At 57.0% G+C, this 20,465-nt stretch carries 15 protein-coding genes; 8 read left to right on the forward strand and 7 right to left on the reverse strand.

Going from position 1 to position 20,465, the window contains the following annotated elements:
* The first annotated feature begins 21 nt into the window (after positions 1–21).
* Positions 22–270 carry a YkoF family thiamine/hydroxymethylpyrimidine-binding protein gene (locus R6W86_RS16595; protein WP_092002801.1) on the forward strand — a complete coding sequence of 83 codons (249 nt, stop codon included), beginning with the start codon at positions 22–24 and terminating at the stop codon, positions 268–270.
* Positions 267–2,177: an ATP-dependent zinc metalloprotease FtsH gene (gene ftsH, locus R6W86_RS16600; RefSeq protein ID WP_410330461.1), complete on the forward strand. Its 1,911-nt coding sequence runs from the start codon at positions 267–269 to the stop codon at positions 2,175–2,177. The genes R6W86_RS16595 and ftsH overlap by 4 nt, the downstream gene beginning before the upstream one ends.
* A 280-nt stretch (positions 2,178–2,457) precedes the next feature.
* Here ftsH and R6W86_RS16605 read toward each other — a convergent pair whose 3' ends face one another.
* From R6W86_RS16605 to R6W86_RS16625, 5 genes are all read right to left on the reverse strand, one after another.
* The gene (locus R6W86_RS16605) at positions 2,458–3,321 is read right to left on the reverse strand and encodes a universal stress protein (protein ID WP_410330462.1); all 864 of its coding nucleotides are present in this window, start codon (positions 3,319–3,321) and stop codon (positions 2,458–2,460) included.
* Positions 3,314–5,713 carry a Lon protease family protein gene (locus R6W86_RS16610; RefSeq protein ID WP_410330463.1) on the reverse strand — a complete coding sequence of 800 codons (2,400 nt, stop codon included), beginning with the start codon at positions 5,711–5,713 and terminating at the stop codon, positions 3,314–3,316. The genes R6W86_RS16605 and R6W86_RS16610 overlap by 8 nt, the downstream gene beginning before the upstream one ends.
* 417 nt (positions 5,714–6,130) lie before the next feature.
* Complete coding sequence (locus R6W86_RS16615; protein WP_410330464.1) at positions 6,131–6,358, reverse strand: hypothetical protein; 228 nt, start codon at positions 6,356–6,358, stop codon at positions 6,131–6,133.
* A gap of 71 nt (positions 6,359–6,429) precedes the next feature.
* Complete coding sequence (yghU, locus tag R6W86_RS16620) at positions 6,430–7,305, reverse strand: glutathione-dependent disulfide-bond oxidoreductase (protein WP_410330465.1); 876 nt, start codon at positions 7,303–7,305, stop codon at positions 6,430–6,432.
* A gap of 162 nt (positions 7,306–7,467) precedes the next feature.
* Positions 7,468–8,583 (reverse strand): Glu/Leu/Phe/Val family dehydrogenase, encoded by a 1,116-nt coding sequence (locus R6W86_RS16625; protein ID WP_410330466.1) that lies wholly within the window; start codon positions 8,581–8,583, stop codon positions 7,468–7,470.
* Between the two features lie 243 nt (positions 8,584–8,826).
* Here R6W86_RS16625 and R6W86_RS16630 point away from each other — a divergent pair, with 243 nt between their 5' ends.
* Together R6W86_RS16630 and R6W86_RS16635 are read left to right on the forward strand one after the other, a co-directional pair.
* Complete coding sequence (locus tag R6W86_RS16630) at positions 8,827–9,783, forward strand: 1-phosphofructokinase family hexose kinase (RefSeq protein WP_410330467.1); 957 nt, start codon at positions 8,827–8,829, stop codon at positions 9,781–9,783.
* Positions 9,784–9,851: 68 nt separating this feature from the next.
* Positions 9,852–10,526: a hypothetical protein gene (locus R6W86_RS16635; RefSeq protein WP_410330469.1), complete on the forward strand. Its 675-nt coding sequence runs from the start codon at positions 9,852–9,854 to the stop codon at positions 10,524–10,526.
* Here the strand turns inward: R6W86_RS16635 and R6W86_RS16640 are convergent.
* Positions 10,523–11,428 carry a homocysteine S-methyltransferase family protein gene (locus tag R6W86_RS16640; RefSeq protein ID WP_410330470.1) on the reverse strand — a complete coding sequence of 302 codons (906 nt, stop codon included), beginning with the start codon at positions 11,426–11,428 and terminating at the stop codon, positions 10,523–10,525. The two genes, R6W86_RS16635 and R6W86_RS16640, sit on opposite strands and share 4 nt — an antisense overlap.
* A gap of 129 nt (positions 11,429–11,557) precedes the next feature.
* Positions 11,558–12,748: a toxic anion resistance protein gene (locus tag R6W86_RS16645; RefSeq protein ID WP_410330471.1), complete on the reverse strand. Its 1,191-nt coding sequence runs from the start codon at positions 12,746–12,748 to the stop codon at positions 11,558–11,560.
* Between the two features lie 385 nt (positions 12,749–13,133).
* On the opposite strand from R6W86_RS16645, the gene R6W86_RS16650 reads away from it, so the two are divergent.
* The 4 genes from R6W86_RS16650 (at position 13,134) to R6W86_RS16665 (ending at position 20,358) form a co-directional block, all read left to right on the forward strand.
* Positions 13,134–13,763, forward strand: a complete 630-nt coding sequence (locus tag R6W86_RS16650) for a hypothetical protein (RefSeq protein ID WP_410330472.1) — start codon at positions 13,134–13,136, stop codon at positions 13,761–13,763.
* A 22-nt stretch (positions 13,764–13,785) separates the two neighbouring features.
* On the forward strand, positions 13,786–15,690 hold the full coding sequence (locus tag R6W86_RS16655) for a flotillin family protein (protein ID WP_410330473.1): 1,905 nt from the start codon (positions 13,786–13,788) through the stop codon (positions 15,688–15,690).
* A 76-nt stretch (positions 15,691–15,766) separates the two neighbouring features.
* Complete coding sequence (locus R6W86_RS16660; protein WP_410330478.1) at positions 15,767–19,891, forward strand: DNA repair ATPase; 4,125 nt, start codon at positions 15,767–15,769, stop codon at positions 19,889–19,891.
* Entirely contained in the window at positions 19,858–20,358 is a 501-nt protein-coding gene (locus R6W86_RS16665; protein ID WP_410330475.1) for a ferritin-like domain-containing protein, read from the forward strand. Before R6W86_RS16660 ends, R6W86_RS16665 begins: the two co-directional genes overlap by 34 nt.
* The last annotated feature ends 107 nt before the right edge of the window (positions 20,359–20,465 follow it).

Below are 20,465 nucleotides of genomic sequence, written 5' to 3' on the forward strand. Positions count from 1 at the left end.
ACTGATCCGAAAGGAGGTACCATGTATCTTTCAGTACAACTGAGCTGCTATCCGCTCAAGGATGATTACAAACAGCCGATCTGGGATCTCATTGCCCGACTTGAACAATCCGGGCTGGAGGTGTATTCGGGACGCATGAGTACAGAAATCTTTGGCGAGTATGATGAAGTCATGAAGGTACTCTCGGATACCATGAAGTGGTCGTTCGAGACCTACGGCAAATCAGTATTCGTCGCCAAAATCATGGAGGGCGATCGGAGGCCCAGATGACAGAACCACAAGGACCGGACCAGCAGAAACCGGGCAACAACAACCAGCAACCGGCGATTCCCAACCAGTTTGCTTTTCTCTGGTTGAGCGCCGCCATCTTCCTGATGGTACTGTGGTTGCAGGGCGGGGACCAGCCGCGCCAGCAGGAGCTCGCCTATTCCGAATTCAAGACCGCCGTGGCCGAACGCCAGGTTGCCGAAGTCACCCTGAAGTCCGAGTCGATCGTCGGCATGTTCAACGATCAAGGCATGACGGATTTCAGCAGCCAGACCCAGGCCCGACAACCGACCACCGGCTTCCATACCGTACGCCCGCCCATGGAAGACCCGGAACTGTTGCCACTGCTTGAGCAGAACAACGTCACCATACGGGCCACCAGTTCCGAGCTGCCTTGGTGGCAGCAACTGATCCAGGCTTTCCTGCCATGGATTCTGCTGCTGGCCCTCATGTTCTGGTTCTGGGGCGCCGCCCAGCGACGGATGACCCAGGGCGGCGGCCTGTTCGACTACGCCAAATCCAAGGCCCGCCGGGCCCGCCCGGAAACCTCCCACACCACCCTGGACGATGTCGCCGGGATCGAGTCCGCCAAGCGGGAAATCACCGAGATCATCGACTTCCTGAAATCCCCGGAACGGTTCCGCCGGCTCGGCGCGGTGATGCCCAAGGGCGTGCTGCTGGTCGGCCAGCCGGGCACCGGCAAAACCCTGCTGGCACGGGCCATCGCAGGGGAAGCGGATGTACCCTTCTTCAGCATCAGTGCCTCGGAGTTCATCGAAATGTTTGTCGGTGTGGGCGCGGCCCGGGTCCGTGACATGTTCCAGACCGCCCGGAAAGAAGCGCCGGCGCTGATTTTCATCGACGAGCTGGACGCGGTCGGCCGCTCCCGCGGAACCGGCCTGGGTGGCGGCCACGATGAGCGGGAACAGACCCTGAACCAGATCCTCACGGAAATGGACGGGTTCGAGGAGCACGAAAACATTCTGGTTCTGGCCGCCACCAACCGGCCCGACGTATTGGATAGCGCCCTGCTCCGCCCCGGTCGCTTTGACCGCACCATCACCCTGGACCGCCCTCACAAAGACGCCCGGGAAGCCATTCTGAACGTCCATGTCCGCAAGGTTCCGCTGGCCGATGACGTGAACCTGACCGAAGTTGCCGCTCGCACCATCGGCTTCTCCGGTGCCGACCTCAAAAACCTGGTGAACGAGGCTGCCCTGACCGCGGTCCGTGAAAACAAGGACAGGGTGGACGCCCAATGCTTCGACGAGGCCCGGGACCGTCTGATCCTGGGTGAGGAAAGGGATGCCCGGCTGACACCGGAGGAGAAGCAGGCGGTGGCCTACCACGAAAGCGGCCACGCGATCATGGCCTATTTCATGCCGAAGGCAGACCCGCTCACCAAGATCACCATCATTCCCCACGGCATGGCCATGGGTGTGACCGAACAGACCCCGAAGGAAGATCGCTACACCTACACCGAAAGCTACCTGAAAGATCGCATCAAGGTCATGCTCGGCGGCCGCTCGGCGGAAAAGATCGTCTATGGCGAAGTCAGCACGGGCGCACAGAACGACCTCAAGGAAGCCACCAAGCTATTGCGCAAGATGATTGGTCAATGGGGCATGAGCGAGAAGCTTGGTCCCATGGGGCTGAGCATAGGTGAGGAACACGTTTTCCTGGGTCGCGAAATGGGTGCTCCCCGGGAATTCAGTGAAAAGATGGCGGAAATGATCGACGGTGAAATCCAATCCAAACTACTTGAGATGGAAAAATCCACCGTGGACTTCCTGAACGAACACCGTAATCACCTGGACGCGCTGGCCAAGGTACTACTGAAAAAAGAGACGCTGTCAGCGGAGGAAATCGACGAAATACTCCGCAAGGAAGATGCTCGCAAGATCGCCTGAGGCTGGCCCTCAGGCGTGTGCCACCAGCATCTCACTGAACAGGGCCAGACAGAATCCGAGCACGGCACCAACACTACCGCAACCGCCCCAAGCAGGATCCCGCCGCCAAAGGCGATCAAAAAGTGGCGAAACTCCTGCTCAAGCCAGTTCGGCCTGATCCTCTCGAAGCTCGCCAGCAGACCACCGGCGGGGATACAGGCACCCGCCGCCGCGGTCAGGACAATGATATAGACAACATCCAGGAACATCCGGAACCAACAGTCTGAAAGGAATGTTTGAATCAGGGTGTTACGGTCACCGGAAGATTCAGTTCAACCAGTAACTGATCGGCACCCCGTTCATCGAAAACACTGCACTGTCGGCTGACAACCAGTTCGGCCGGGCGTTCCCGGCGGAGTAACCGGGCCACTTCGGCGGCACTGGCGCGGGGAATAAGCCTGACACGTGCGCCGGCACCCCAGGCAATCAGCTGCATTTCGATCGCCCTGGCCACCTCCTGACCATCCTCTCCGTGGCTGCGAACCAGCACCGTCAGCGGCTGGTGATGGCGTCGTGCCTGCTCGATACCCACGGCCAGCGCCCGATGGTTGGCGCCCTGGTCATCATTGAGGAGAACAACCACACCGTGGCCGGGGCGGCGCTGGAGCTCCGCCCAGAGCAGCACATCCCCCGGGGCCTGGCGAATCAGCCCCCGGGCAGTGGAGCCCAGCCGGGATCCGGGTGCCGCCGACCAGCCTACACGCCCCATCACCACCAGATCATCCGGGCCCACCAGACCGAGAACCTCCTCAATAACACTACCCCGGCACAACTTCAGTGCCTGGCGCAGACCCCGGCTGGCCACAGCCCGCTGCAGGGAACGGCGTGCCTGTTCCGCAAGCGAGCGCATGCGCATCTCGAGCATGGCCGAATCCATTGGGCGCGTGGCGCCGGAGCTTGCGCCAATTTCCCGGGCAAAGTCAAAGCCCGAACTGCGCAGCAGGTTCACTTCCTCGACAAACACACCGAGAATTTCATGCCCCCGCAGCGCGGCTATGTCGGCGGCGGCCTCCAGCGCCGCCAGGCTGAGCCTGGAGCCATCCAGAAGCACAAGCACGCGGCCGGAACTGGATTCGGCAGGAACGGACTCTGGCTGCTCAGTCATCGTTTTCCTTGCCTCCGTTGCCGTTGTCCTTGTCATCGTCCCGTTTCTTGCCCACGTCAGCGAAGGCCCCGAGGCGGTCCTGCACCTTCCGGTTGAACGTGCCCTCGGGGTAGTCACCATTTTCATCGGCAACGCCGGCTTCCATGCCCGTGAGCAACTCGATCGCTTCGTTGATGTCCGAGATCGGATAGATGGTGAACTGGCCCTCGCCCATGGCGTCCCTGACATCTTTTTTGAGCATAAGGTGCTCGATATTGCTTTCTGGCAACAGGACGCCCTGGCCACCCAGGTTGCAGGAATTCCGGCAGACGTTGAAAAAACCCTCGATTTTCTCGTTAACCCCACCTACGGACTGGACCTCACCGTGCTGATTCATTGACCCGGTGACCGCAAAGCTCTGTTTCAGCGGCACCCCGGCAATGGCGGAAAGCAGGACACAGGTTTCGGCCACCGAAGCCGAATCCCCTTCCACACCGCCATAGGATTGCTCAAAGGCCAGGCTGGCCGAAAGCGACAGCTCTCCCTCTCCGGCATAGCGGCTGGCCAGGAACCTGGACAGGATCATCACAGCCTTGCTGTGGATCGGGCCACCCAGTTTGGCCTCCCGCTCGATATCCACTACCTGGCCCTTCCCTGGCCGCGCGGTTGCGGTAATCCGGGAGGGCTGACCGAACATGGAGGCACCCAGCCGGAGCACGGACAGGCCGTTCACCTGGCCTACCTCCTCGCCTTCGGTAGCGATCTTCACGATACCGCGAGTGATCTGCTCCATACTGCGCTCACGAATCCTGCTGGCCCGGTATTCACGCTCATCGATCGCCTGCTGTACGTACTCATCGGTGATGAGCTCGGCGCCATTCTGTCTGGCCCAGTGGTCGGCCTCACTGAGCAGGTCCCTCAGGACCCGGTCATGGGCCGTGAGCTTGCGCTGGTCACTGGCCAGGCGACTGGCATGCTCTATCAGACGAGCCACGCCATCCCGGGTCAACGGTCGCGCTTCAAGCCCCCTGGCCATGGTGGCAATCATTCGGGCGTAGAGCTCATAGCAGCCATCGTCCCGTTCAAGGTCGTCCTCAAAATCCGCTTCCACCTTGAACAGGTCCAGAAAGTCCGGATCGTAATGAGACAGGAGGTAATACAGCATCCGGTCACCAAGGATTACCACCTTGACCCTCACCGGAATCGGCTCTGGCTGGAGGCTGGTGGTGCTCACCAGGCCGTATAGCCGCTCCAGGGATTCGATGCGAATTTCACCGGAGAACAAGGTGCGTTTGAGGCTTTCCCAGGCCATGGGCTGTGTCAGGATACGGCGGGCGTCGATAATCAGGTAACCCCCGCTGGCCCGATGCATGGCACCACCCTTGATCAGGGTGAAATCGGTATACAGCGTGCCCTGGCGCGCCCGGTGCTCGATCTGGCCGGTGAGGTGCTGATGATTGGGCAGATCTTCATATATCACCGGGGCCCCCTGGGTCTCGGCATTGTCCACCAGCAGGTTCACCTTGTAGCGAACCAGCAGGCCAGCGGGAGGACCATTCTCGCCGTCCTGGAAAGCTTCGGCATGCTCGACCACGTCCTCCCGGACCGCATCCAGGTGTGCCGCTACTTCCGGCAAGTGGGACCACTTCTCGCGCAGTTCGCCCATGGGGCCACCCAGTGTAATCTGCACCATCTCCTCATTCAGGGCATGCACACGCTCGCGGACTTCCTTGCGCAGCCTGGGGATCTGCTGGATGGTCTGCTGGAGCTTTTTCTGCAACTCCTCCACCTTCGATTCAACGAGCTCCTTTTCCTCATCGGAAAACTTCTTGTACTCTTCGGGATCGATCACCTCACCATCCCGCATCGGGGCAAACGTAAACCCCGCCGGCGTGGTGATCATGGCGATATTGTTGCGGTTGGCCTCTTCCTGAACATCAAACAGTCCCTGATGCTGCCTTTTGGCCATCTCCTCCTGGAGCTCCTGAATCCGGGACTGATATTCCTCGCTCTCGAACGTGGCCGGAATGGCAGTGCGCAGCTCGTCCGCAAAATCATTCATATCCTTACGGAAATCACGCCCCTGGCCAGCCGGGAAACGAAGAGCCTTCGGCCTGTCCGAATTCTTAAAGTTGTAAACGTGGCACCAGTCAGGCGGCACTTCCTTCTCGCCCGCAAGTTTGCCCAGAAAACGCTCCACCAGTTCGTGCTTGCCGGCACCGGACGGCCCAAGCACAAAGAGGTTGAACCCCTTTGCCTGCATGCCGGAGCCAAACTCCAGCGCCCGCAGTACCCGCTCCTGACCACAGGGCAGCTCCAGGTCCTCGAGGGTTTCCGTGGTCTCGAAGTCGAGCTGTTCCAGCGGACAACGATGGTAAACCTGATCAATGTTCAGCGGTGCGGGTACTGTCATCAACTACTCCTTCGGGCAAGTCGCACTTTCAAATGTGGAATCATCGGTGACTGAAAGGATAGACCACGACCAAAGGATGGTCAGGGAGTGAAAATCGGAATCAGAATAAAAACAGCAAGGGTCTGGCACAGGTCATAAATATCAAAGCGCGAAAATTTGACGTATTTTTCGACGACGATAGATACTTTTATCTACATATTATTGCAATACATTTAGAAAGTTGAGCGAACGTTCCCAAACCGGCAAAGTCTTAAATAGTGAATTCGGGTTTTCCTGTTACCTCTCCAAGAGAGGTTAACTATGAACACGAAACCCTATTTCTCCGCCACCTTTATCGCCTCCATGCGTGCGAGCAGTGTTGCCCCGACTGCCGGAGGGCCCGGCTACGGCAAACAGGAGGCAATCGCGGACTCAACCTCAGAAACAGCTTAAGTCGAGACCGTTATCGTTGATGAGAACGGTCTGACCGAGATCGAAACCGATGATCTCAAATACATTCGCGAAGAAGAAAAACTGGCCCGGGATGTTTAACTGACCCTGGACCAGCCCTGGAGGCAGCAAACCCAGGTCTTCGCCAAGATCGCCCTGTACGAGGAAAGCCACACCAGCACCGTTGATTACCTGCTGGGCGCCGCGAAGAGCCATCTGCAGGCCTTAGTGAACGTGATTGAGGATCAGGGTCTGACCTATGAGGCACAGGTTCTCAGCAGGGACTATTACCCTTCCTTGCCTTCCAGCTTGTCCTGGGTCCTGAGCTCAAAGTCACTGGCATCATGGCGCTCATGCAGCTGGGATGACAGATCTCCCCAGGTCTTGTTGACCATCCGGCCACGCTTCACCGCCGGGCGTTGTGCCACCTCATCGGCCCAGCGCACCACATTCTTGTAGGTGTGGGCCTCCAGGAACTCCGCCGCCTCGTACACCATGTTCTTCACCAGTGCGCCGTACCAGGGCCAGATGGCCATATCCGCAATGGTGTATTCATCACCGGCGATGTACTGCTTATCCGCCAGCTGGCGATCCAGCACATCCAACTGCCGCTTAACTTCCATGGTGTAACGGTTTATCGGATATTCATACTTCTCCGGAGCGTAGGCGTAGAAGTGTCCAAAGCCCCCGCCCAGGAACGGCGCGCTGCCCATCTGCCAGAACAGCCAGTTCAGGGTCTCGGTGCGCCTGGCGAGATCCTTGGGCAGGAACTCACCGAACTTCTCCGCCAGGTACAACAGGATGGAACCGGACTCGAATACCCGAATGGCAGGATCGACACTGTGATCCATCATGGCCGGTATCTTGGAATTGGGGTTCACCTTCACAAACCCGCTGCCGAACTGATCGCCTTCGGTGATCTGAATCAACCAGGCATCATACTCGGCTCCCTTGTGCCCTTTCTCCAGCAACTCTTCGAGCATCACCGTGGCTTTTACACCGTTGGGCGTGGCCAGGGAATACAGCTGGATCGGATGCTCGCCGACCGGCAACTCCTTATCATGGGTCGGGCCGGCGATCGGTCGGTTGATATTGGCAAACCGGCCACCGTTACCAGGATCCCATTTCCAGACCTTGGGAGGCGTATACGTTGGATCGCTCATCTGGGGACATCTCCGTTTGATGCGTGAGTAGAGTTTCCCGACTTTACCGGAAAATCACTTTGACGGTGAAGGCTTACGACAGAAACTCTGTTCAGGGAGCCTCTGATTAACTCCGGATCACCTGTGGCTTGCAGAGGCGGTTCGGAGTTAATCAGAGGCTCCCTAGACCATACCGCCCCAGCGGCGCGAGGCCATTGCCCTACGAACCCGCTCTTTTGCGATCTTCACCGCAGCAGTGCGCGGCAGTGACCGTTCCTCCGTGGCAGCCTGCAACACCTGGGTGGTGTTATGGGTCAGCTTTTCGGCGATGGCATCGAAGGCCGCTGTTTGGGTGGCACCGTGATACTCCATCGCGGCACAGATCACCCCCCCGGCATTAGCCACGAAATCGGGCAGCACGAGTATACCGCGCTGATACAGACGCTCCTCGGCTCCGCTTGTCAGCGGGATATTCGCACCCTCGGCAACCAGGCGGGTTCGCAGGCGGTCCACATTCTGTTCGGTCACCACATCCGGCCGTGCGGCGGGAATCCAGATATCACACTCGACATCAATGATCTCGTCCGGACCGCTGGCCTCGCCATCAGGACATTCCCTCACGGATTTGCCCCCGGCTTTCAGCCGGAAGAGCACATCCAGATCCAGGCCCTCCGGCCGGTAAATGGTCCCCCTTGAATCCGACGCAGCGACAATCGCCGCGCCGTCAGCAGCCAGGAACCGGGCGGCATGATAGCCAACCGAGCCGAACCCCTGGACGGCAACCCGTGCGCCCTTAAGGTCCAGGTCACAGAACGGCAGTGCCGCCTTGACCGCGTGAGCCAGGCCCCAGCCGGTGGCTCCCAATTGATCCAGTGGAATACCACCCAACTCTCTTGGCAGGCCCACGGAGCGGCCAATCTCATCGTGGACCCAGGCCATGCATTGTTCGTTCGTGCCCATATCCGGCCCCGCAATGTACTGGGTCTCCGATCCAATGGCAGTGGCAAAAGCCCGAATCAGCTCCTCCTTCTCGGATGCCGGCATTTTCGGATCGGCAAAGATCACGGATTTGCCGCCCCCATGGGCCAAACCGGCCATGGCATTCTTAAGAGTCATGGCGCGTGCCAGGCGGGCACACTCGAAAAGAGACACATCCGGTGCCATGCGCACCCCGCCGATGGATGGCCCCGCCGCCACATTATCCACGACAAGGATGCCTTTCAGCCCCACTTTCGGGACATGGACATGAAGGACTTTCGCCGGCCCCAAATCATCGGCGAGCTCGAAAACAGTCGTCATGAAACCTCCTTTGCCTGTTCACCCGGCCCGGGAGAGGCCCCGGAGCCCGGCCCTTGCACAGCTTCACATTTCTGAACTGTAGTTCAGTATAGAGTGCGGAAGGACGCAGCGCCTGAGCGTTCCTGCTCATTCGGATTCGCTCAATTTAATAATGAATTGGATGTTTAGACTGGCATGCACCAATATCCATAACAGGATAGTTCCTCGCAGGGGACGATCGAGGGCGCCAAACAGGAGCACTTGATGGCCAACACATCCAGACAACTTCCAGTGTCCGTTTTAAGCCTGAATCCGGCCGTTGATATCACCTATCAAATCCCTCAGCTGATTGCTGACCAGAAGGTACATGCCTCGGATTCCCGGTACGACCCCGGCGGTAACGGGATCAATGTTGGCCGCGGTCTCAAACGCCTTGGGGTGCAAGCCTGCACTTTCTGTGTCGTCGCTGGCGAAATCGGTCGCTTCCTGCGCCATCAGCTCGATGAGCAGCTGGACCAGGCCAGCTATCTGGAGGTGGATGGCGAAACCCGGGTCAATGGCACCATTCTCGAGAGTGTCACCGGAGCCCAGTTTGAGGTCAGCGGTGTCGGCCCCGCAGTGTCCACCCCACAATGGCAACATTTGCTAGACCGGTTCGTGACCCATGGGGGTAAGGGACTGGGCGTAATCACCGGCTCGCTACAACGAAGCCTTCCGCAGAATCTCTACGCTGAAGCGGTGCGCCGCGTCCAGGGGGCCGGGGGGCGTGCAGTCGTCGATTCCCACGATGAGCTGCTGCGACACGCGATCGAAGCCGAACCCTTCCTGATCAAGCCCAACCGCTTCGAATTGGAGACCCTGGTCCGTCAGGCCCTGAAGGATCAGCGGGATATCGTTCGGAAAGCACGCCAGCTGCAGGAGCGAGGCGTGACCTGGGTCTGCGTCTCCCTTGGCGCGGAGGGGGCGTTGCTGGTAACACCATCGCGTGTCCTGAAGGCAGAAGCGCCCTCGGTCCGGGTGATCTCCACCGTCGGGGCCGGTGATTCGATGGTGGCCGGTATGGTAGCGCTCTTGGCACAGGGCGCATCAGAACAGGATGTGTTGCGTGAGGGAATCGCCTGCAGTGCGGCGACAGTGATGCAGCCCGGGACCGAGCTGTTCGACAGAGAAACGGTCGATCGGCTGCGTGGAAAGGTTCGGGTGATACCCCTTTCCCTTTGACTGGCCTTGTCACCTCATGATTATTATAAAGTCCTGATAACTGAAACGGATAGCGTCTGGAGCCTCCGATGCATCCCCACCACATCGCCTGGAGTGTTTGCTTAGTACCTGTCATCGCAGCTCATGGGTCGTTTTTATTCGGGTTGTGGGAAGGTGTGGCAAACGAATGCATGCCTTATTTTGAGGGGTGTACGTCAATCAGCCGTGCGGCTCGTGAGGGAAATGCAATCTTTCTGTTTCGCGGCTTGATGATGCCTGTGGCGGCTTTACTGGTTTTATTCTGGTATTTACAAAGCGCCTGGTTAAAGCTAGTCACACAACAGCCTCATCCTGCGACCTTTATTTGCGGAGCTATCGGAGCGGTATTCCTGATTCTCTACGTGGACTTTCTCGGCACCGAAGGCGACTTCTACCGATTTCTTCGCCGCTACGGTACGACGTTCTATTTTGCCCTCACCGTTCTGGCTCAAATGATCAGCATTCGAAGCCTCCAACAAAAATCCGGTGAACTGGACACAAAAATCCGTCGATACCTGAAGCTGCAGTTCCTATTAATGGTGCTCTATTGGTGCCTGGGCATCTCCAACGTTGTCATCAAAGCCACAGGCGTCAGCTGGGCCGATCAAGCCGAAAACGTTATTGAGTGGCACTTTGCGCTATACATGTCCCTTTATTTTGGTTTAACAGCGATGATGTGGAAGCGGAGCAGGTTTGACTGGCAGTTTCGCACAGGGAGACACTAGATAACGTTCTCTGTTAGGTACTCAAGGTGCTTGCCATCAGTACCACAACAACCGCCCAGTATTTTTATTCCAAAATCTCTATTCAATTGGACCATGAGTCCGCCCCATTCCGAAATGGATTCGGATTTAAGCTCTTTAGAACCCTCTAGCTCAGAATGGCTAAGAGAAGATGCGTTTGCCTGTATACCAATTAGCCGGCCAGATAACTCTTTAGTCAATGTGCTTGGATTCAAAAATGATGGGTAAGAACAATTAATAAAATAACCGATCGGATTATCCGTGGTTTTCGAATCCACATATTCAATTGCCGCCTGAATCTCCGTTCCATCTAGTACCCTCCCATCGGAGCCGATCACAAAGCTTATGATGTAAGGCACACCTGTTTCTTCCATTGCCAGAGCAATTCCAGCTGCCTCCTCTACAGAAGGCAACGTGACTGCAATCAGAAAATCAACCGCTACGCTTGCGAGTTCATTGATCTGCCATCTGTGGAAGTCCCTCGCTTCATTAAGAGACAACCCTTCGTCGGGTAGATAGCAATCGTTCTTACAGCCAATCAGACCACCGATTTTAACGGTTACTTTCCTGGATTCGTCGGCAACCAGTCCTTTCAGGAACTTTGCGGCTTCAACGTTGATGTCCTGTTGCTGCTTTGAGGCTTCGACTCTTTCCTGGTTTGCCCGCCAAGTAGGTGTACAAAGTAGTATCGGTCGATCAGTAGCCGCGGCGATGCCCAGATACTCCTGATACAAGCTCCGTAACGCCGATCTACCTTCCTCACTATAAATCAAGGGGGTGTGCACTAAATTTCCGTCTAAATCTATCCTTTCGTTGCGACGGAGCCTTTCTATGACCGCAGCCTCAGCGAGAATAAATCTATGTTCTTTCAGGAAGTCTTTCATCTGAAACTCTCAGGCTTCTTTGTCAATTTACGGTGGGAATCCACATCGTGACCCGAGTCAACTGGCGGCCAGCGGCTCACAACAACCACCCGGCTTCGGACTCTATAATGCTTTAAAGACGTTCGGTGCCTATTTGGCATCGGTCTCTCCTGATTCCAAGGAAAGCATGCCTGTAAACTGATGCCGCATCTGGCGACCGCGCTCCATTTTCTCGGTGAGCCGCGACTGCTGCTCGGAGAGGCTTTCGAGTTCCGTGATGGTCTGCTTCATACTAGGCAGGGCTTCGCGACGGAAACTATTGATCGCGTCCCACGCGGCAAGACTGTTTGCAAACGTAGCCTTGAGTTTCTCCATATCCAGCGACGCCTGAGAGGCCTGTTTGTGAATCTCAACGCCTTGTTCCTGCAGCCTTTGGGATGTCTGATACAAAAGCTCGGATGCTGTTTCATTCGAAGCATTGAGCGCTTCCAGCTGTCTTTTCTGCCGCTGGAGGCCCATCGCAATATTTGAAGCAATGGCAAGAGCTTCGATTGTGACATCCAGAGCCCTTTTAATCCCGCGAATCAGTTCCTTATTGTTGCTGATCAGTAGATCAGCAGACTGAACGCCTTGCTGATTTACCGCAAGACGCTGCTGCAGGTCCATGATCCTCTGGCGTAGCGCAAACAGAATCTCCTCTTCGAGGAACTTTCTTTTACTCTCATCCGTCTCTTTTTCAATCTGCGCCACGATCTGGGCATCGAGGAGTTGGCCAAAAGCTACATAATCTTCGAGCTCGAAGGTGAGTTCGCGCATTCGGTCACGATCTGTTGCCAGATCAATATTATCCTGAGAGAGTTGTTGCATTCCCAGACGAAGAGAGTTTGCAATATCCTCGATAACCCGACTCACAGACTGATATCTGGCGGCCCAGCGCGACACGGGAGTGCCGACGAACGGCAATCTGGATAAGAGGCGACGGAGGAAGCCCATTGAGAAATCAACTTCATTAGGGTTTACCTCACGTACCTTCCCCTGGAGCGACAGTAGAGCCTGGTCGACATCACTGCCGTCCTCGGCGGCCTGAGCCAATTCGTGCACGGGGCGTTTGAGTAGGGCGCTTGCCTTGGACAGTTTGTATTCCGCATCTTTACCCAGGCTTTCAACCTCAAGCACCACTTCCCTTTTTTCACTGAGGTCCCGCTCTCCTATTGCAACCAGTCGTTCGACCACCTTAGCAGCCTTGCTTTGAAAACCCGGCAGTTTTTCCTTCTTCTCATCCACTGGCAGGTCAGCAAGTTCCGGTGAATGCAGTTTGGTGTGGTGCGTGAGGTCGTCCATGCGACAGCTCCTATACAACGGGGTTAAAGTAGCGGCGCTTACAGCCTATTGTTAATCAGGAATTCAAGCTATCCATTTTCTTCAGGTATTGCAATTGGTTGGAAGCCGGCCTACCACATTGTTGGACAGGGAGTCGAAAGGATCCGTCCATTTGTAGAATTTTTTGCGTCTTTCCTCTCACGGCAGGAAATTTTTTTTGTGAAAATTGACCAAATTTAATAGTGTTCTGATAACCATATAGTGCCCGATGATGGATTTTCGGCCCTCAAAAACCAATGTGTGTTACTGAATTCAATAAACATACTATGAGATCCTTACAGCAAGGAGTCGGTCGCTGTCCTCAGATGCGTGTTGTTTCATGGATAAAAAAAAGGTCTCTGCACCCATGAATACGTTTCTTCAGATTGCATTTGGTTTCCCTACCCTTCTGTGGACGGCCCTGCTGTTGTTCAGCCTGTTGTACTGGGTTGTCGCCATCGTCGGTATCGCCGACTTTGATGTTTTTGACATTGATCTGGATCTGACCGAAGCGGCGGGCAGTGGACTGGCCGGCCTGATGGCTACCCTCGGTCTGACCGGGGTTCCTCTGCCATTGGTACTGACTGCATTCAGCCTGAGCGGATGGATGGTGTCCTACTTTGGAGACCTGCTGCTATTGACCAACCTGTCTCCCGGGCTGCTATCCCTGATCGCAGGCACCCTTCTTTTTATTGTTTCCCTCGTAACCGGCACGAAGCTGGGCGCGCTGCTGATCAAGCCGGTAAAAGGACTGTTCAAATCAACAAAAGCCTGCCGTCGGGATGTCCTCGGTATCACGGGAACCGCGGTCTACGCCATTTCCGGGGATGCAGGCCAGATCGACTGTTTCGTCAATGGCGCCCATGTGCGCCTCCAGGCCCGGAGCAACCAATCCATCCAGCCTGGCGAAAAAGCTGTGGTGATCAAGTACCACCGCGAGCTCAAGGCCTATCAGGTAATTCCCGAGGCCGACTTCATCACCGGTGTAACCCGGTAATCACCAAGAAAAGGAGTAATCAATGTTGGAGTGGATTCTGCCGGTGATGATGTTCATCGGTGTGGCATTCGTCGCATTGCTGGGCATTCTGCTGTTGTTCAAAGCGTTCTACCGCAAGGTTGACCAGGGCGAAGCCCTGATCGTGAACACCCTGGCCAAAACTCCCGGGGTGCATTTCACCGGGGCCATGGTTCTACCGGTCATTCACCGGGCGGAGAGAATGCGCATCAGCGTCATTCCACTGCAAATCGACCGCCGGGGGAAAAATGGTCTGATCTGCAAGGACAACTATCGCGCCGACATCTCTCTCGGCCTGTACCTGCGTGTCAATGAAACCCCGAACGACGTCCTCCGCGTCGCCAAATCCGTCGGTGTCGCCCGAGCCTCAGATAAAGGGGCGGTCGATGAGCTGTTCAATGCGAAATTTTCCGAGGCGCTGAAGACCGTCGGCAAGAAATTCAATTTCGTCGAACTCTTCGAAAAACGTCAGGAGTTCCGCCAGGAAATCGTCAAGCTCATTGGCGATGACCTGAACGGTTATGTCCTGGAAGACGTCGCCATTGACTACCTTGAGCAAACCCCGGTCGACCAGCTTGATCCCTATAACATCATGGATTCGGATGGTATCAAGCGGATCAAGGAAATAACTGAACGTAACCGGGTGGCAACGAACAACCTTGAGCGCGACGCCGAAGTGGCCATCGCCGAGCGCGACACCACAGCATTTGAGCAAAAGGAAGCTCTCCGTAAGGCCCAGTCCGAAACCGAGGCCCGGACCAATCGCGAGATCGCCGAGATCGATTCCAGGGAAACCGCTCGCAAAAACAAGGCGCACGAAGAGCAACGTCAACAATCCGAACTGGCCAAAACCGAGGCGCAGAAGGCCATCGACATTGCCGAAGAAGAGCGTGAGCGTGAGAAGCAGTTAGCGGCGAAGGCCCGGGAAAAAGCCATTGCCGTTGAAGAAGTCGCTATCCAGTCAGCCACGGAACTCGAACACATCAATCGTGAGCGCCGGGTCGAGGAAGAGCGGATCGAGAAAGACAAGGTTCTGGAGGTCAAACAGAAGGAAATTGCCGACATTCAGGCCGAGCGGATTCAGGTGGAGTCACGGGTCGCTGAAGAGGAGGAAAACATCCTCACAATGCGGAACCGCGAAGAGGCCAGAAGAAACAAAGAAACCGTGGTTATTGCGGCGGAAGCAAAAGCCGAGGAAGGGCGTGTTGAACAGGTTGAAGGTGCCAAGGCCGAGCAGGAGTCTGCCCAGTTGCGCAAGGCCGCAATGATCGAGTTGGCCGAGGGCGAGAAAGCCAAGGCAGCCTCCCACGGCCTCGCCCAGGCCCAGATCCGCGAAGCCAATGCAGCTGCCTCGCGCAAAGAGGCCGAAGCGGATGCTTATGCCCGCGCCGAAGCTGCAAAAGCCGAGCGGCAGGAAGGTGAAGCCCGGGCGAAGAATGAAGAAGATATGCTGCTGGCACGCGCCAAGGGTGAAGAGGAACTGGGTAACGCCAAGGCCGCAGCTGCACTTAAGATGGCCGAAGCGGAGGCCGAGGGAATTACCAAGAAAGCCGAGGCTTACGAGCGCATGGACGAGTCCAGCCGTGAGTTTGAGGTAATGAACCGTAATCTCGACATCCACAAGGAAGAAACCCTTTCCCGTATCGAGGCCAACGTCCGTATCAGCGAGGCCCAGGCCAAAGCGATGGGCGATGCATTGGCCAACGCCAAACTCGAATTCATCGGTGGCGATGGCGACGTCTTCAACAAGGTTGCCCAGGGCATCGGTTACGGACGTGCCGCAGACCATTTCATGAAAAACGCCAGCAGCATGACGCCTTTTGTCAGCAGCATCATGGAAAAAATCATGAATGGAGGAAGCAGAGGGAAAATCGCATCGGACAGCGAATCTGCCGATACCCGTGACTAAGCATCACCCTCGCGGTAGGGCGTGAGTCGCCCTACCGGTTCCAAAGCCAGATTGAATCAAGCAAGGACAGTAAGTGATGGGATCTGCAGAAACCCTGACCACCGAGGCTATCGTCCGGGAAGGTGGCACTTTTGCCACACTGAAAAAGCGGTTGACCGACAATTCCAACTCTCTGCGGGACGCAGTGAAGTCTCTCAACGAGCAGCGAGAGGCGAAATTCGGAGCCTCAAGCATGGAGGTTCTGGGCCGGGTCCGAGCCAGAACACCACATAACTGCGTCGCACGGGATGTTGTTCGGGTCGGTGAGTTTCTGCTATTCGGTTTCAATACCGAGCATGGACTGAAGCAGACCGTTGAACTCGGGGATATCTTCAGCCTCTACCGCCTTGAGGCGGAAAACGGCGGATGGGAAATCACACAGTCCAGTATCGATGGTTCGTTCCTGCAGGAAGAGAGATTTGAGAAGGACTTCGCCTCCCTGCACCGCTTCCATAAGGAGGCGAAACTCATCCAACTGGTCGCAAGCGATGGCCGCCTGCTGATGGTTTTTCAGGTCGGTGACCGGGGCGATCACCTCAAGATATTCCGTTGGGCCCTGAATAACGATGGCTCGGTCCGGTCCTACATCGATGACCGGGGGGCCGAGGACTTCCGTTTGCCTGAACGGTTCGACTTCGACTGGATCCGGTTGACCAGGGAGAACGTGATCCAGGGTGTCTCCCCACATTACTCCATCGAAGACCGACTGTTCGTCGACAACACCGGCGGAGCAATCACGTTCAAAGTGGAGAACAACACAACCACCGGGGAAGGGATCTTCGAAGACCCCGTCGAGGCCACCACCCAATCGCTCAGTGACGGAACGTTTGAGTATGCAAGACGGGGTGACATCTATCTGGTCCGCATCCGTCCCTACAACGAACCGGTCACCCGGTACTACGTGTTCAACCCGATGGAGAAGTCGCTGCATCGTCTGGATGCCCTCGCCGGCTCGGTACGGTCGTTACCCGAGGACCACGGAATCGTCTTCCCGGGAGGTATCTATCTCTTCAGCGACGATCTCAAGACTGTCGACGTGCCCGAAGGGCTCCGATTCAAGCGGATGGTGGAAGCGCCCAACGGCGAGGACGTGCTCATAATCTTCTACGCGCCCGAGTCCGGTGCAGTCACCCTGATTCGCTACAACCTGATTTCCCGCACCACTGCACCGCCGATCACCGGACACGGCTACGCTCTGTTCGACACCGGGGAACTGGCAGTCTTTACCGCTGATGACAAGCCCTCTCAGGTCCACCCTATCCGGCTGTGGCAAACGCCGTTTGAATCACAGGCAAACTACGCGGATAAGACAACGTCCGATGATTCCGAGCTTGGGCGCATCGGTAATCCAGAGCTCGTCAGTGGCGTTGCCGACCTGTACTCAGTGGTAAATCTGGCTGACATGGAAGAAGCGGCCGTTCGGCACTTCGATACCCTGATCAAACGTATCGACAAACTGCTCGACCAGCGTTTCTGGCTGCATGAACCCTATTTTTCGGGAATCAATTCAGCTCTTCACAAGGTTCGCTCCACCGCCGAACTGGTAATCGACGAATACGAGAAAGTTGAGGTTGTTCGGGAACAATCCAACCATTCGTTAACCGATGCTGAAAAGACGCTCTCGCTACTCATACAGGAAACCCGCCCCGAATCATGGCGGGAACCGCATCAGTTCGTGACCCATCTGAAAAAGCTGCAGGATCACCGCGGGCTGATTCGATCGCTCTCCGAACGCCGTTACATCGACCGGGCCCGACTCGATGGCCTCGATGACCGTGCGGCAAGCGCAGTGGACAAGCTCGCCGACCGGACACTCGATTTCCTCGCACGGCCCGAGGCCCTGGCCAGATATACCGAACAGGTTGAGACACTGCGCCAGCAGGTTGAGGAATCCGACGATCGGCGCAAACTCAAAGAACTGGTCCATGACTACCAGGAGATCACTGCCGGGCTGGATTTTGTTCAGGAACTGTTGTCCTCCCTGGCAACCGGCGACACCGAACAACAGGCAGCCATCGCCGACAACCTTTCCTCACTCTATTCCCGGGTGAACCAGTACCGTTCCCGGGCGGAAATAAAGCTGAACGACTGTGGCCTGGAGGAGGCCAGGGTTCAGTTCGCGTCCAAGTTGCGGCTCTTTGAGCAAAGCCTGGCCAATGGGGTTCATACCGTCAGCGCTCCCTCAGAGTGTGATGATTTGCTGGCGAGGATGCTCAATCAGTTGCAGGAGATCGAGAGTCAGTTCGGTGAATACGACGAGTTCCTGTCCACACTGATCGAGCAACGGGAAACCACTCAGGAAACCATTGAAGCCCGTCGTCAACAACTCACCCAGGAACGACAACGAAAGGCTTCCTCACTCAAGGATGCCGGCCAGCGTATCCTCAACAGCCTGACCAAACGAACCGACCAGTTCGCCGACGTTCAACAGGTGCATACTTTTTTTGCCGGCGATGCCATGGTTGCCAAGGTCCGTGACCTGGCGGGGCGATTGCGGGAACTGGACGCGCCTCTCGAGGCAGACGATCTGGAAGGCCAACTGAAAGCCGCGCAGGACAATGCGCAGCGGTCGGTCCGCGACAAGGCCGACATGTACGAGGACGGTGGATCAGTGATCAGGTTGGGGCCCCGTCACCGTTTCTCCGTTAACCAGCAAGAACCGGCTCTGACGCTGGTGCCCCAGCACGAGGGGCTGCGCCTGCACATCTCAGGCACACAGTTTTTCGAGACAGTACGGGATCCAAGACTGAACCAGCTGGATGATTGCTGGGACCTCCACGCACCCTCAGAGGCTCCGGACGTGTATAAAGGCGAATACCTTGCCTACCGGTTCATGGAAGCCGTCGAAACCGGGAAGATCCAGAGCCCGGACTTTTCTGACCGAAAAAACCTGGATGAGGCGGTGCGCCAGTTTTCCGGGCCCCGATACCGGGACGGATACGAAAAAGGTATCCACGACCACGACGCTGCCAGGATCGTCGAAAGACTGGCCCCGGCCAAAGCCGAGGCAGGGCTGCTCCGCTTTGCGCCGGTTGTACGTGGTGCGGCCCTGCTGTTCTGGTTCCTGCAGGACGTAACCTACCGCAACCACAAAACCGCGGAGTGCACGAGTGCGGGTGTACTGCAGTCACTCATGCGAGCATCTGACCTCATGCAGCGAGTCCAGGCAATACTCCGCAGGGATATGAGCGATTTTTCGGAGCGGAATCATCTGGGGTTCGAGGATTGGGCGATCGAGCAAGCAGCGGATTACCTGTGTCAGACCCTGGCAACCACACCGGGAACCGTGGAGGTGTCCACGACGGGGCACGATCTTCATGCCCGCTTTCAGCAGTACATCGCTGAACAGGATCACCAGCCCGCGCTCGATCAGGTCCTTCAGCAATCGAAGGGCAGTGCCCAAGGCCTTTGGCACACTGCCCTTGCCTGGCTCGCCGCGTTTGCCCGCCAGACCGGCAACGATCTGGCGGTTCATTTTGCACCCGAAGCCGCGATCATGTTGATCGCCGATACCCAGTCCGAAGACACTCGGTTCGAGCCGAGGGCTGTAGAGCTGACGTTTGCGATCGAGGGTCTTCTGGGCCGGCATGAACGATTGGAGAATCAGAGCCTGTCCCTCGCGCTTGATGAATTCGAGACAAGGCTACGACGTCACATCAATGATCGCCTGCCCCGCTGGGAAGCGCTCCAGAAGGTGCGCCACGACATCCTGGAAGAACAGAAAGACCGGCTACGTGTCGAGGAATTCACGGCAAGACCCCTGACCTCGTTCGTCCGAAACAAGCTGATCTCGCAAGTCTACCTTCCGCTGGTGGGTGATAACCTGGCCAAACAGATGGGCACGGTGGGTGACGACCGACGCACCGACCTGATGGGCCTCCTGATCATGATTTCGCCGCCGGGCTACGGCAAGACCACTCTCATGGAGTACATCGCAAGCCGTCTCGGCCTGATCTTCATGAAGATCAACTGCCCGTCACTAGGCCACGATGTGACATCCCTGGACCCGGAAAAGGCTCCTGTGCCGCCACGGCTCGCGGGACCAGGTTGCCTCGGGCCTGCCGAGAGGCTACGATTCCTGCAACAACCACCGATCTACGAAGTCATGCGGAAGGAAAGGTGCCGACCATGGCCAAGCACGAGAAGAGTATCGTCCTGTTGAACAAGGCCGTCGCCGACGAGCTGAGCGCGGTCCATCAGTACATGTACTGGCACTTCCATCTGGACGACCAGGGCTATGATCTGCTGGCGCAGCTCTTCAAGCGCACGGCGATCGACGAGATGGTGCACGTCGAGAAGCTGGCCGAGCGCATCCTGTTCCTGAAGGGCGATGTCGAGATGACGGTCGCCGATCCGGTCAAGACCGAGACCGACGTCAAGAAGATGCTGGAGCTGGCGGCTGCCATGGAGGAGCAGAGCGCCCTGGATTACAACCGCTGGGCCAACGAGTGCGCCCAGAACGCCGATGCGATGAGCAAGCAGCTCTTCGAGGAACTGGTGGCCGACGAGGAGCGCCACTACGATCAGTACGACAACGAGATGGACAACCTGACCCGCTTCGGCAAGGACTACCTGGCCCTGCAGAGCATCGAGCGCAGCCGCAGCCGTGGATCGCAAGCAGCGGAGTAGCGGCAGCCTGGATGTGATCGTCGTGGGGGCCGGCCCGGTCGGCCTGGAGTGCGCGGTGCGCCTGCAGCAGGGCGGTCTGCGGGCCCTGGTCGTCGTGAAGGGCGCCC

Origin of the sequence: Marinobacter sp., assembly GCF_046484525.1 — a bacterium.
Classification (GTDB): domain Bacteria; phylum Pseudomonadota; class Gammaproteobacteria; order Pseudomonadales; family Oleiphilaceae; genus Marinobacter.

What these genes read in the sequence shown, in the direction of transcription:
- R6W86_RS16630 (WP_410330467.1), top strand. Translation starts at nt 8,827, where the DNA reads ATGGCCAACACATCCAGACAACTTCCAGTGTCCGTTTTAAGCCTGAAT.
- R6W86_RS16605 (WP_410330462.1), bottom strand. Translation starts at nt 3,321, where the DNA reads ATGACTGAGCAGCCAGAGTCCGTTCCTGCCGAATCCAGTTCCGGCCGC.
- R6W86_RS16660 (WP_410330478.1), top strand. Translation starts at nt 15,767, where the DNA reads ATGGGATCTGCAGAAACCCTGACCACCGAGGCTATCGTCCGGGAAGGT.
- yghU (WP_410330465.1), bottom strand. Translation starts at nt 7,305, where the DNA reads ATGAGCGATCCAACGTATACGCCTCCCAAGGTCTGGAAATGGGATCCT.
- R6W86_RS16655 (WP_410330473.1), top strand. Translation starts at nt 13,786, where the DNA reads ATGTTGGAGTGGATTCTGCCGGTGATGATGTTCATCGGTGTGGCATTC.
- R6W86_RS16665 (WP_410330475.1), top strand. Translation starts at nt 19,858, where the DNA reads ATGGCCAAGCACGAGAAGAGTATCGTCCTGTTGAACAAGGCCGTCGCC.
- ftsH (WP_410330461.1), top strand. Translation starts at nt 267, where the DNA reads ATGACAGAACCACAAGGACCGGACCAGCAGAAACCGGGCAACAACAAC.
- R6W86_RS16635 (WP_410330469.1), top strand. Translation starts at nt 9,852, where the DNA reads ATGCATCCCCACCACATCGCCTGGAGTGTTTGCTTAGTACCTGTCATC.
- R6W86_RS16615 (WP_410330464.1), bottom strand. Translation starts at nt 6,358, where the DNA reads ATGGCTCTTCGCGGCGCCCAGCAGGTAATCAACGGTGCTGGTGTGGCT.
- R6W86_RS16650 (WP_410330472.1), top strand. Translation starts at nt 13,134, where the DNA reads ATGAATACGTTTCTTCAGATTGCATTTGGTTTCCCTACCCTTCTGTGG.
- R6W86_RS16595 (WP_092002801.1), top strand. Translation starts at nt 22, where the DNA reads ATGTATCTTTCAGTACAACTGAGCTGCTATCCGCTCAAGGATGATTAC.
- R6W86_RS16625 (WP_410330466.1), bottom strand. Translation starts at nt 8,583, where the DNA reads ATGACGACTGTTTTCGAGCTCGCCGATGATTTGGGGCCGGCGAAAGTC.
- R6W86_RS16640 (WP_410330470.1), bottom strand. Translation starts at nt 11,428, where the DNA reads ATGAAAGACTTCCTGAAAGAACATAGATTTATTCTCGCTGAGGCTGCG.
- R6W86_RS16645 (WP_410330471.1), bottom strand. Translation starts at nt 12,748, where the DNA reads ATGGACGACCTCACGCACCACACCAAACTGCATTCACCGGAACTTGCT.
- R6W86_RS16610 (WP_410330463.1), bottom strand. Translation starts at nt 5,713, where the DNA reads ATGACAGTACCCGCACCGCTGAACATTGATCAGGTTTACCATCGTTGT.